The following is a 12,153-nucleotide window of genomic DNA, read 5'->3' on the forward strand; positions in this document are numbered from 1 at the left end:
GGCGGGGAGGATCCCGCCGCGGGGCAAGGAGGGCCGCATGACTGTACGGCGCGTGATGGGCATCGAGACCGAGTACGGGGTCTCCGTGCCGGGTCACCCCAATGCCAATGCCATGCTCACCTCCTCGCAGGTGGTGAACGCCTACGCCGCGGCGATGCACCGGGCCCGCCGCGCCCGCTGGGACTTCGAGGAGGAGAACCCGCTGCGCGACGCGCGCGGTTTCGACCTGGCCCGGGAGAACGCCGACGCCAGCCAGTTGACCGACGAGGACATCGGGCTGGCCAACGTCATCCTCACCAACGGCGCGCGGCTCTACGTCGACCACGCGCACCCGGAGTACAGCGCCCCGGAGGTCACCAACCCCCGGGACGCGGTGCTGTGGGACAAGGCGGGGGAGCGGATCATGGCCGAGGCCGCCCGCCGGGCCGCCGAGGTGCCGGGCGCCCACCCCATCCAGCTCTACAAGAACAACACCGACAACAAGGGGGCCTCCTACGGCACCCACGAGAACTACCTGATGCGGCGGGAGACCCCGTTCTCGGAGATCGTCCGGCACCTGACGCCGTTCTTCGTCTCGCGGCAGGTGGTCACCGGCGCCGGGCGGGTCGGCATCGGCCAGGACGGCGGGGAGCACGGCTTCCAGATCAGCCAGCGGGCCGACTACTTCGAGGTCGAGGTCGGCCTGGAGACCACCCTCAAGCGCCCCATCATCAACACCCGTGACGAGCCGCACGCCGACGCCGAGAAGTGGCGCCGGCTGCACGTGATCATCGGGGACGCCAACCTCTCGGAGATCTCCACCTACCTCAAGCTCGGTACCACCGCCCTGGTCCTGTCCATGATCGAGGACGGGTTCATCACCGTGGACCTGGCCGTGGACCAGCCGGTGCGCACCCTGCACCGGGTCAGTCACGACCCCGACCTGCGCGAGCCGATCACCCTGCGCAGCGGGCGGACCCTGACCGCCGTGCAGCTCCAGATGGAGTACTTCGAGCTGGCCCGCAAGTACGTCGAGGAGCGCTGGGGTTCCGACGCGGACGAACAGACGATCGACGTGCTCGCCCGTTGGGAGGACGTGCTCACCCGCCTGGAGACCGACCCCATGAGCCTGGCCGGGGAACTGGACTGGGTGGCCAAGCGGGAACTGCTGGAGGGCTACCGCAGGCGGGACGGCCTGGACTGGGACGCCGCCCGGCTGCACCTGGTGGACCTCCAGTACGCGGACGTCCGCCCCGACAAGGGGCTCTACAACCGGCTGGTGGAGCGGGGGAGGATCACCCGACTGGTGGACGAGGAGGAGGTGCTCCGGGCCCGCACCGCGCCGCCGGAGGACACCCGCGCCTACTTCCGGGGCCGGTGCCTGGAGCAGTACGCGGACCACGTCGCGGCGGCCTCCTGGGACTCGGTGATCTTCGACCTGCCGGGTCGCGACTCGCTCCAACGGGTGCCCACCCTCGATCCGCTGCGCGGCACCCGCGCCCACGTGGCGGACCTGCTCGACCGCTGCGCCACCGCCCGGGATCTGGTCCGTGCCCTGTCGGGGGGCTGATTCGCCCCCGACTGGGCATGATCGGGGAAACGATCGGGACCGCCCCCGTCCGGGGGCCGCGTCCCCCCGGGTCCTTCCGAACCTTTTCGGACGGTGAAAAGCCGGGCCGTTGTCGGCGCCGGCTTGTAGGGTCTGATCTTGACACGTCGAACCGATCGGGGTGAGGCAGATGGCGACCAAGGACACCGGCGGCGGCCAGCAGCGGGCGTCGCGCAGCAACGAGGACGTCGAGGAGCAGAGCGCGGAGACCGGCGTCTCCGAGGAGCTCAAGGAGCGCCAGGAGGCGCTCGACGACGACGTCGACTCGGTCCTCGACGAGATCGACGAGGTACTGGAATCCAACGCGGAGGACTTCGTCCGCGGCTTCGTGCAGAAGGGCGGCGAGTAACCCCCGGCGGGGGCCGCCGCGTCCGACCGTCGGGAGCGCCTCGGCGCTCCCGACGGCGTATGTGGATCATGCCCCCGCTGCGGGTAGGGTCCGTGGCGTACGCCGCTCCGTGCCGGGCGCGATCCCGGTGCGGAGCCCCGGTGGGGTCGCGGGAGCGCGCCCGGCACGGAGCGGCGCGCCGACTTCACCACTGGAGGCACATTCGTGACAGCCAACTTCCGGGACGGGGGCCGGCTCCCGGCGGCCTTCCTCACCCCGGGCTCCTCCTCGTTCCTGGACTTCCTCTCCGACCACGCCCCGGAGCAGTTGCCGGGCAATCGGCCCCTGCCCCCCGTCAAGGGTCCGGTGGAGGCCCCGCACGGCACGACGATCGTCGCCCTCACCTTCGACGGCGGGGTCGTCCTGGCCGGTGACCGCCGCGCCACCATGGGCCACATGATCGCCCAGCGCGACATCGAGAAGGTGTTCCCCGCCGACGAGTACTCCGCCGTCGGCATCGCCGGCACCGCCGGGCTGGCGGTGGAGTTGGTCAAGCTCTTCCAGCTGGAGCTGGAGCACTTCGAGAAGGTCGAGGGGGACACCCTCTCCCTGGAGGGGAAGGCCAATCGCCTCTCCGCCATGATCCGCGGCAACCTGGGCATGGCCATGCAGGGTCTGGCCGTCATTCCGCTCTTCGCCGGCTGGGACGTCGAGCGGAGTCGGGGGCGGATCTTCTCCTACGACGTCACCGGCGGTCGTTCCGAGGAGCACGGGTTCGCGGCCGTGGGCTCGGGTTCGATCTTCGCGCGCGGTGCCCTGAAGAAGCTGCACCGCGAGGACCTGACCGAGGAACGGGCGGCCACCGTCGCGATCCAGGCGCTCTACGACGCGGCGGACGACGACAGCGCGACCGGCGGCCCGGACCTCACCCGCCGCATCTTCCCGATCATCTCGGTGATCACCGGGGACGGTCACCGCCGTCTCCCGGAGGCGGAGGTCTCCGAACTCGCCCGGGCCGTCCTCGACGGCCGCCTCCAGCTGCCCAACGGGCCGCAGGCCCCCGTTCTCTGAGCACAGGAAGGGACGGACAGCCGGTGTCGACGCCGTTCTACGTCTCCCCCCAGCAGGCCATGGCGGACCGCGCCGAGTACGCCCGCAAGGGCATCGCGCGCGGTCGCAGCGTCGTGGTCCTCCAGTACCGCGACGGCATCCTCTTCGTCGCGGAGAACCCCTCCCGGGCGCTGCACAAGGTCAGCGAGATCTACGACCGGATCGCCTTCGCCGCGGTGGGCAAGTACAACGAGTTCGAGAACCTGCGGATCGGCGGGGTGCGCTACGCGGACCTGCGCGGTTACACCTATCACCGTGAGGACGTCACGGCCCGCGGCCTGGCGAACGTCTACGCCCAGACCCTGGGCACCATCTTCTCCAGCGTGGGGGAGAAGCCCTACGAGGTGGAGCTGATCGTCGCCGAGGTCGGCGACGCCCCGACCGACGACCAGATCTACCGTCTCCCGCACGACGGCTCGATCGTGGACGAGCACGGTTCGGTGGCGGTGGGCGGCGACGCCGACCGCATCAGCGGTCGGCTCGACCGCGATCACCGGGACGACATGACCCTGGGGGAGGCGCTGCGCCTGGCGGTGCGTTCCCTGGCCCGGGACCCCAACGGCAACGAGCGCGAGCTGACCGCCGATCAGCTGGAGGTCGCGGTCCTGGACCGCACCCGCCCCCAGCAGCGGAAGTTCAAGCGGTTGTCGGGCGAGCCGTTGGAGCGCCTGCTGGCGGAGACCGCCGGTGACGACGACTCCGGCGACGACTCCGGCGAGCCGGCCGCCGCCCCCGGCGGCGGGGCGGAGGAGACCGGCGCCGGGAAGAAGGACACGAAGGGGAAGGACGAGGGCAAGGGCGAGGGGAAGGCCGGGGACGGCGAGGAGTAGTCCCGGCACCCCGCTCCCGCTCCCGGGGCGCCGATCGTCGGGCGATCCGCCCGGCGGCCGGCGCCCCGCGGCGTGCCGGTCCGCCCCCTCACCCCGACCCGGTCGGCGCGGGCCCGGTGGAGCCGCGCGGTACGAACCGCACCGGCAGCACCCGGGTCCCCGGCGCGCCCCCGTCCAGCACCTCCAACAGCGCCCGCATCCCCGTCCCGCCCATCTCCTCGGCGGGCAGTCGCACCGTGGTCAGTTCCGGCTCCACCGCCGTGGCCAGGGCCAGATCGTCCACCCCCGTCACCGACAGGTCCTCCGGCACCCGCAGCCCCGCCCTGCGGGCGGCCTTGCACGCCCCGGCGGCCAGCACGTCGTCGTCGCAGACCACGGCGGTGGGACGGGGGCGGGTCGCCAGCAGTTTCCCCGCGACCGCCGCCGCCTCCCGCACGTCCAGGGCGGCCCGGGCCGTCGCGAGCAGGGGGCTGTCGGCGGAGGCCAGTTCCTCCGCCAGCGCCCGACCGCGTTCCCGGAAGGTCCAGGTGTCGATGTCGGCGGCGAGGTGGACGATCCGTCGGTGCCCGGCCGCCAGCAGGTGCCCGCCCACTCTTCGCAGCCCGTCGGGGACGTCCGGGTTGACCGTCGCCGCCGCCTCGGTGTCCTCGGGGTCGCTGTCCAGCATCACCAGCGGCAGGCCCCCGCCCCGCAGCGCCCTCAGCGCCCGAGAGGCCATGGAGGAGGCGATCACGCCGTCCAGGGTGGCGCCCGCGGAGGCGAAGGGGTCGGGAGCGGGGCCGATCCCCTCGGGGGAGGGGAACAGCACCACGCTCATCCCCCGCTCGGCGGCGACCGCGGCGGCTCCCGCGTGGACCCGGGCGAAGAACTCGTTGGTCAGCGCGGGGACCACCAGCAGGACGGTGCCGGTGCCCCCGCTGCGCAGCCGGCGGGCGGCGAGATTCGGCCGGTAGCCGAGTTCCCGCGCGGCCTCCCGGACGGCCTCCGCCCGGGGCGGGGAGACACGCCCGTGCCAGCGGTCCCGCAGCACCAGGGAGACGGTCGCCTGGGAGACCCCGGCCCGCTCGGCGACGTCCCGACTGGTCGGCCGGGGGGCGCCCGCCGCCCCGGCGGGGGAGGGGCCGGCCGGTTCCGTCGCGGTGCCGTCCCCCGTCGTGGCCTCGCTCCTGCGGTCCATCCGCCCATCCCCTGTCGTCCGTGTCGTGGCGTGGCCGTGCCGTTCCGGCCGCCCTCCGCGGCGGAGGCCGGATCCGTGCCCCGGCGGGAGCGCCCCATGCTACGTTTGACGGGTTCGGTTATACGTATGACGCGCAGGACGCGCACGGCGTCCCGGGTCGGGATCCGCGCCCGACCGGCGCCCGTTCGGGAGGACGCCCCGATGGCCACCGGCTACCTGGAGCTGTTGCGCGCCCGGCACACGACCCGGCTTCTCGTCGGCACCCTCGTGGGACGCCTGCCCTACGGCACCGCGGCCCTGGCGATCGTGATCTTCGTCCGGGCCGAGGGCGGCGGATACCCCCTGGCCGGCCTGCTGGCCGGGCTCTACGGCCTGGCCACCGCCGTCGGGCAGCCCCTCCTCGGACGACTCGCCGATCTGTACGGCCAGCCGCGCGTGATGCTCCCCTCGGCCCTCGCCTCCGCCCTGGCCATGGGCACCCTCGCCGTCTCCGGCCTCGACCCCCTGCCGCTCGCCCACGCCGCCGTCCTGGTCGCCGGTGTGACCACCCCGCCCCTGGAGGGCGGGCTCCGGGCCCTGTGGCCGAGCGTCCTGCGGGGGGAGGGGATGCTGCACCGCGCCTACGCCCTGGACGCCGTGGCGCAGGAGATCATGTTCGCCGCCGGACCCCTGGTGGTACTGGTCCTGGCGGGGGTCTGGTCCCCGGCCGTCGCCCTCCTGGTGATCAACGCGCTCGGCGTGCTGGGGGCCCTCTCCGTGGTCGTCTCCGAACCCTCCCGCCGCTGGCGCAGCGCGCCCCGCGAGGCGCACTGGCTCGGTGCCCTGCGCTCGCCCGGCCTCCTGTCGCTCCTGGGCGCGTTCTTCTTCATCGGCGCGGCGCTCGGCGCGATCTCCGTGGCCGCCGTGGCCTGGGCCGAGGTGCGCGGCGACGAACTGGCGTCGACCTGGCTGCTCTCGGGCCTGGGCGCCGGGGCCCTGCTCGGCGGTCTGCTGTACGGGGCCCGGCACTGGACCGGTGAGCCCGAACGACGTCTGCGCCTGCTGGCCGTCGCCCTGGCCGCGGGGTACCTCCCCCTGCTGCTGGCACCGGACTCGCTGGTCCCGATGACCGCCCTCGCGGCGCTCGCCGGTCTCTTCCTGGCGCCCGTGCTGGCCTGTGCTTTCGTGGTCATCGACCGGCACGCCCCCACCGGCACCGTCACCGAGGCCTTCTCCTGGCTGGTGACCACCTTCGGGGTCGGCTCCGCGCTGGGCACCGCGGCCGCCGGCCCGATCCTGGACCGGTGGGGGCCGGACGCCGGCTTCGCCGTCTCGGCGGTCGGCGGTGTCGCGGCGGTGCTGGTCCTGGCGGCGACCCGGCGGGCGCTGGGCACGCCCGTGCGACGCGCGGCGCCCGTCGGGGGGACAGCCGTGGCGCCGACCCCCGGCGCGGCCCCCACGGAGCCGGCGCTCCCGCTCGGCGCCGACGCCCCGGGCGCCGGGGGCGCGGGGGACACCGGGGGAGCGGTCGGTCCCCGGAAATGATCGCCCCGGCGCGTCGGAGCCGGTTTGTTCCGCCTTCCCCGGGCGTACTGTTCACTCATGGACCGCCGAATCTTCGGGCTGGAGAACGAGTACGGGGTCACCTGCACCTTCCGGGGACAGCGCCGGCTGTCCCCGGACGAGGTCGCCCGGTACCTCTTCCGCCGCGTCGTGTCATGGGGCCGCAGCAGCAACGTCTTCCTCCGCAACGGTGCCCGGCTCTACCTCGATGTGGGCTCGCACCCCGAGTACGCCACTCCCGAGTGCGACAACGTCATCGAGTTGATCACCCACGACAAGGCGGGCGAGCGGATCCTGGAGGGTCTGCTCGTCGACGCCGAGCGCCGGCTGCACGAGGAGGGCATCGCCGGCGACGTGTACCTGTTCAAGAACAACACCGATTCCGCCGGCAACTCCTACGGCTGCCACGAGAACTACCTCGTGGCCCGGCACGGCGAGTTCTCCCGTCTCGCCGACGTCCTCATCCCCTTCCTCGTCACCCGCCAGCTGATCTGCGGGGCGGGCAAGGTCCTGCAGACCCCCCGCGGCGCGGTGTACTGCGTCAGCCAGCGCGCCGAGCACATCTGGGAGGGCGTCAGCTCGGCCACCACCCGCTCCCGTCCCATCATCAACACCCGCGACGAGCCGCACGCCGACGCCGAGCGCTACCGCCGGCTGCACGTGATCGTCGGCGACTCCAACATGTCCGAGGCCACCATGCTGCTCAAGGTGGGCGCCACGGACCTGGTGCTGCGCATGATCGAGGCCGGTACGGTCATGCGCGACCTCACCCTGGAGAACCCCATCCGGGCGATCCGCGAGGTCAGCCACGACATCACCGGACAGCGCAAGGTGCGCCTGGCCACCGGTCGGGAGGCCTCGGCCCTGGAGATCCAGCAGGAGTACTACGAGAAGGCGGTGGACTTCTGCGAGCGCAGGGGCACCCGCACCGGTATCACCGCCCGGGTGCTGGAGCTGTGGGGACGCACCCTGGACGCCGTTCGGGAGGAGCGGCTGGAGCGGGTGGAGACCGAGATCGACTGGGTGATGAAGTACCGCCTGATCGAGCGCTACCGGGCCAAGCACGGCCTGTCCATGTCCAATCCCCGGGTCGCCCAACTGGACCTGGCCTACCACGACATCCACCGCCGGCGTGGCCTGTACTACCTGTTGGAGCGGCGCGGACAGGCCAAACGGGTGTGCAACGACCTGAAGATCTTCCAGGCGAAGTCGGTGCCGCCGCAGACCACCCGCGCCCGACTGCGCGGCGACTTCATCCGACGCGCCCAGGAACAGCGCCGCGACTTCACCGTCGACTGGGTGCACCTGAAGCTCAACGACCAGGCGCAGCGCACCGTGCTGTGCAAGGACCCCTTCCGCTCGGTCGACGAGCGGGTGGAGAAGCTCATCGCGGGGATGTGACCCCGTCGCCCCCGCCGGGGCGGGCGGAGCCGGCTTCGTCGGGTGAGGCCGTAGGGTGGGGCGGGACCGGAGGGTTCCGCCCCCACCCCCTCTACCGCGAGTTGGACTGATGATCCCCACGAAGAGAGCACACCGCCTCGTCGCGGTGCTCGCCGTGCCGGCCCTCCTGTTGACGGCGGCCTGTGGCAACGGCGATTCCGATACCGGCGACGGCGACGGCGACGGCGCGACCGCGTCCTGGCCGGTCGCCACGGTGACCGGCGACCTGGGCGAGGAGCCCGAGGTCACCGTCGAGGAGGACGCCGAGCGGTCCGGGGAGACCCGGGTCGACGTCCTGGTGCAGGGCGACGGCCCCGAGGTGTCCGACGGCGACTTCCTGCGGACCGGCCTGTTGGTGCGGTCGCCCGACGCCGAGCAGGAGGACCTCGTCAACACCTGGCGTCCCATGGTCGCCGACCCCGAGGGCGGCGAGGAGCAGGAGACCGAGGACGCCGACCCGGTCTACGCGGCGCTGCAGGTGAACACCGACGACCTGCTCCCGCCCGCCGCCACCGAGCCGCTGATCGGCGTCAACGAGGGCAGCCGGGTGGTCGTCCAGGGCTCGGCCGTGGAACTGATCGGCGACATCGCCACCCAGCTCGGCTTCGAGGAGGGCGACAGCGTCGTCTTCGTCTACGACGTGGTCACGGTGATCGACGCGCAGGGCCGGGTCGAGGGAGAGCAGGCTCCCGTCGAGGAGGGCATGCCCGAGGTGGAGGCCGAAGGGACCGAGCCCGCCGAGATCACCATCCCCGAGGGGGAGGACCCCCCGCAGGAGCTGCGCTCCCAGGTCCTCATCGAGGGCGACGGCCCCGAGGTCGAGGCCGGCACCCAACTCATCGCCCAGTACACCGGCGCCGCCTGGAGCGACGGCGAGGTCTTCGACTCCTCCTGGAACCGCGACGCCGCCGCCAAGTTCGGCATCGGTGTGGGCCAGGTGATCCAGGGCTGGGACGAGGTCCTGGTCGGCAGCAACGTCGGCGATCGGGTCCTGTTGGTCATTCCCCCGGACAAGGGCTACGGAGCCTCCGAGGGCCACGACCTCCAGGAGGAGACCCTGGTCTTCGTCGTCGACATCCTGGACGCCGTCTGACCCGGGGCCCCGCCCCGGAACCCCGTCTCCCGCGGGCCCCGCTCCGGGCGGGGCCCGCGGGCCCTCCCGGTGTCCGACGGCACCGGGGGGCCGCCCGGGGCCCCGGCGCCGTGCGCCGGACCCGGCGCGGACCCGCGACGGCCCCATCGGGGACCGGTGCGGCACCGTCGCGGCCACCACACACCCACGCACACATCAACAGGAGCAACGCGTGAGCAACACCAAGCCCGAGGTGGACTTCCCGGGTGGCGAGCCCCCGGCCGACCTGCAGATCACCGATCTGGTGCAGGGGGACGGCCCGGAGGCGAAGGCCGGTGACACCGTCTCCGTCCACTACGTGGGCGTGTCCTTCGACAGCGGCGAGGAGTTCGACGCCAGCTGGAACCGCGGCCGTCCGCTGCAGTTCCAGCTCGGTGCCGGGCAGGTCATCGCCGGTTGGGACCGCGGCGTGCAGGGCATGCGGGTCGGCGGCCGGCGTCAGCTGGTCATCCCGCCGCACCTGGCCTACGGCGACCGCGGCGCGGGCAACGCCATCAAGCCGGGCGAGACCCTGATCTTCGTCTGCGACCTGGTGTCCGTCTGAGGCGGACGCCGGCGCGTCGGATCCGGGCCCGTTCCCCCGATCGGGGGAACGGGCCCGAACTTTCGCCCGGGGTCGTGCCGGCGGTACGGTCGGTCACCGGGGTGTTCCACGAGGAAGAGGGCGGATCGGCGATGGCGATTCCCAAGGCCGAGCGGCTGATGAATCTGGCGCTGTGCCTGCGCGGGAGCGGACGGCCGCTCACCAAGCGCGAGCTGCGCACCACCATCGAGGCGTACCTGGAGGTGTCCGGCGAGGACGCCTTCAACCGCATGTTCGAGCGGGACAAGGACGACCTCCGCGAGTTGGGCATGGTCATCGAGACGGTGGAGAGCGTGGACGGCGAGATCGCCTACGTGGCCCGCCCCGGGAGCAACCGGCTGCCCCCCATCACCCTGGACGTCGCGGAGGCCGCGGCCCTGGGCCTGGCGGCCCGGGTGTGGCAGCAGGCCCGCCTGGCCGGCGCGGCCAGCGGCGCGCTGCAGAAGCTGCGCGCGGCCGGCATGCCAGAGGCGGACGGCGACCGCGACTCCGGCTCGGTGCTCGAACCCCGAATCCCCGGCGGGGACGCCGCCTTCGAACCCCTGATGATCGCCTGCCGGGAGCGCCGCCCCGTCACCTTCCCCTACCGCAAGTCCACCGCCGCCCGGCCCGAGACCCGGCAGGTGGAACCGTGGGCACTGGAGTGCTGGCACGGTCACTGGTACCTGGCCGGTTGGGATCGGGACCGGGGGGCCCGTCGGGTCTTCCGCCTCTCCCGCATCATGGGCCGGGTCACCTCCCGGGCCGGGGCCTTCACCGCCCCCGTCCCCGACCGGGTCGAGGTCCGGGAGGCCGTGGCCGCCTGGGCGGGGGAGACCGCCCTGGGGCGGGCCCGGATCCGTCTGCGGGCCGACCGGGGCTACCCCCTGCGCGCCAGGGCCCACGAGGTGCGGCGGATCGACGACGAGTGGGACGAGTTGGAGATCCCGCACGGCCACGGGCTGGGGGCGTGGCTGGCGGAGTTCGGCCCCGACGTGGTGGTTCTCGATCCCCCCGACCTGCGGGCCGACGTGGTGGACCGCCTGCGCGCGGTGGCCAAGGGCTGAGCGCCCCGGGGCGCCCCGCCCGCCGGGACGCCGAGAGACGGACGACGAACGAGAGCAGCGGAGAAGAGGCATCCCCATGGCGTCCAACGCCATCGACCGCACCCGACGAATGCTGTCCCTGGTCACCTATCTGCGCGACCGCCCCGGAGCCCGGGTGGAGGAGGTCGCCCGCGCCTTCGGCGTCAGCGAGGAAACCCTGATCTCGGACCTGCGGCTGCTGCCCATGTGCGGGATCAGCTACCGGGGCGGCGATCTCCTGGACATCGACACCGACGGCGAGCAGATCTGGTGGCACAACGCCGACGCCGTCTCCGGCGGCGCCCGCGAGCCGCTGCGGCTGGCGGCGGACGAGGCCACCGCGCTGCTCGTGGCGGCCCGCGCGGTGGCCGCCCTGCCGGGCCTGCGCGAGGGCGACCGGGAGGCCCTGCTCACCGCCACGGCCAAGCTGGAGGCGGCGGCCGGGGAAACCGCCCGGGCCAGTTCGCGGCTGACGGTCACCTTCGAATCCGAGGGCGAGGTCTTCGCCGACGTGGACCGGGCCCTGGCCGAGCGGCGCCGGCTGCGGCTGCGCTACTACTCCCCGGGGCGCGACGCCGTCTCCGAGCGCGAGGTCGATCCCATCCGGATGGTCGTCGTCGGCCACACCTACCTGGAGGCGTGGTGCCGCCGCTCCGAGGCGCGCCGAACCTTCCGGTTGGACCGCATCGCCGGGCTGGAGGTGCTCGACACCCGGGCCGACCCGCCGGCGCTGGAGCCCCGTGACCTGAGCGCGGGCCTGGTGCAGCCCGCCCCCGACGACCCCGAGGTGGTCGTCGAGGTCGGGCCCGCGGGCCGCTGGGTGGCGGAGTACTACCAGCCGGAGAGCACCGAGGAACTCGTGGACGGCGGCCTGCGGATCACCCTGCGCACCGCGGACCCGGCGGGACTGCGCCGGCTCGCCCTCCGTCTGGGGCGCGACGGTCGGATCGTCTCCCCGCCGGAGCTGGCCGAGAGCGCGGTGACCGCCGCCCGGGAGGCACTGGCCGCCTACGAGTGAGCCCCGCGCCCGGGTGCTCCGGCCGGGGCACCCGCCCCGGGGCCGGTGGGCCGGCGCCGGCCGGAGCCGGGGGGACCGGTAGTCTCCGGGGCATGTTCTGGCCGATGCTCCACGTGGTCCTCGCCTTCGGCGGCGTCGCCGTGCTCGGCGTGCTCGCCGTCCGGGTCGGGCTGGAGGTGAACCGTTTCTCGCGGACGGTGGCCGGAAGCGCGGAACGGATCGGGCGGGCCACGGAGGAGCTGGAGCGGGTCGCCGGCGCCGCGCCGCGCGGCGGCGCGGAACGACGCGCCGGACACCGCACCGGGGACGTCCCCGCCGAGACCTTCGCCACCCGCCCCCGC

At 73.6% G+C, this 12,153-nt stretch carries 12 protein-coding genes; 11 read left to right on the plus strand and 1 reads right to left on the minus strand.

All coding sequences use genetic code 11. From position 1 onward, the window contains the following. Positions 1 to 37: 37 nt before the first annotated feature. The 4 genes from dop to prcA all read left to right on the plus strand — a co-directional run bounded on the left by dop (position 38) and on the right by prcA (position 3,856). Positions 38 to 1,549 carry a depupylase/deamidase Dop gene (dop, locus tag FOE67_RS05575; protein ID WP_182661045.1) on the plus strand — a complete coding sequence of 504 codons (1,512 nt, stop codon included), beginning with the start codon at positions 38 to 40 and terminating at the stop codon, positions 1,547 to 1,549. Positions 1,550 to 1,718: 169 nt separating this feature from the next. Then, positions 1,719 to 1,937, plus strand: coding sequence for a ubiquitin-like protein Pup (locus tag FOE67_RS05580; protein WP_143617220.1), 219 nt, complete (start codon positions 1,719 to 1,721; stop codon positions 1,935 to 1,937). Positions 1,938 to 2,141: 204 nt separating this feature from the next. Further along, the gene (gene prcB, locus FOE67_RS05585; protein WP_182661047.1) at positions 2,142 to 2,987 is read left to right on the plus strand and encodes a proteasome subunit beta; all 846 of its coding nucleotides are present in this window, start codon (positions 2,142 to 2,144) and stop codon (positions 2,985 to 2,987) included. Between the two features lie 23 nt (positions 2,988 to 3,010). Beyond that, positions 3,011 to 3,856, plus strand: a complete 846-nt coding sequence (gene prcA, locus FOE67_RS05590; RefSeq protein ID WP_182661049.1) for a proteasome subunit alpha — start codon at positions 3,011 to 3,013, stop codon at positions 3,854 to 3,856. Between the two features lie 88 nt (positions 3,857 to 3,944). On the opposite strand, the gene FOE67_RS05595 is transcribed toward prcA, so the two are convergent. Then, positions 3,945 to 5,033 carry a LacI family DNA-binding transcriptional regulator gene (locus tag FOE67_RS05595; RefSeq protein WP_182661051.1) on the minus strand — a complete coding sequence of 363 codons (1,089 nt, stop codon included), beginning with the start codon at positions 5,031 to 5,033 and terminating at the stop codon, positions 3,945 to 3,947. Positions 5,034 to 5,234: 201 nt separating this feature from the next. Here FOE67_RS05595 and FOE67_RS05600 point away from each other — a divergent pair, with 201 nt between their 5' ends. From FOE67_RS05600 to FOE67_RS05630, 7 genes are all read left to right on the plus strand, one after another. Beyond that, entirely contained in the window at positions 5,235 to 6,557 is a 1,323-nt protein-coding gene (locus tag FOE67_RS05600) for an MFS transporter (protein ID WP_182661053.1), read from the plus strand. Positions 6,558 to 6,614: 57 nt separating this feature from the next. Further along, entirely contained in the window at positions 6,615 to 7,976 is a 1,362-nt protein-coding gene (gene pafA / locus FOE67_RS05605; protein WP_182661055.1) for a Pup--protein ligase, read from the plus strand. Positions 7,977 to 8,085: 109 nt separating this feature from the next. Next, positions 8,086 to 9,108, plus strand: a complete 1,023-nt coding sequence (locus FOE67_RS05610; protein ID WP_182661057.1) for an FKBP-type peptidyl-prolyl cis-trans isomerase — start codon at positions 8,086 to 8,088, stop codon at positions 9,106 to 9,108. 211 nt (positions 9,109 to 9,319) lie between these two features. After that, entirely contained in the window at positions 9,320 to 9,691 is a 372-nt protein-coding gene (locus tag FOE67_RS05615) for an FKBP-type peptidyl-prolyl cis-trans isomerase (protein ID WP_143617207.1), read from the plus strand. 131 nt (positions 9,692 to 9,822) lie between these two features. Next, positions 9,823 to 10,776: a helix-turn-helix transcriptional regulator gene (locus tag FOE67_RS05620; protein ID WP_182661058.1), complete on the plus strand. Its 954-nt coding sequence runs from the start codon at positions 9,823 to 9,825 to the stop codon at positions 10,774 to 10,776. 76 nt (positions 10,777 to 10,852) lie between these two features. Continuing rightward, positions 10,853 to 11,812 carry a helix-turn-helix transcriptional regulator gene (locus tag FOE67_RS05625; RefSeq protein ID WP_182661060.1) on the plus strand — a complete coding sequence of 320 codons (960 nt, stop codon included), beginning with the start codon at positions 10,853 to 10,855 and terminating at the stop codon, positions 11,810 to 11,812. Positions 11,813 to 11,904: 92 nt separating this feature from the next. Then, positions 11,905 to 12,153: hypothetical protein (locus tag FOE67_RS05630; protein WP_182661062.1), on the plus strand; the 249-nt coding region annotated here is incomplete at its 3' end.

The sequence above is a fragment of the Streptomyces calidiresistens genome, assembly GCF_014141525.1.
GTDB classification, from domain to species: Bacteria; Actinomycetota; Actinomycetes; order Streptomycetales; family Streptomycetaceae; genus Streptomyces; species Streptomyces calidiresistens.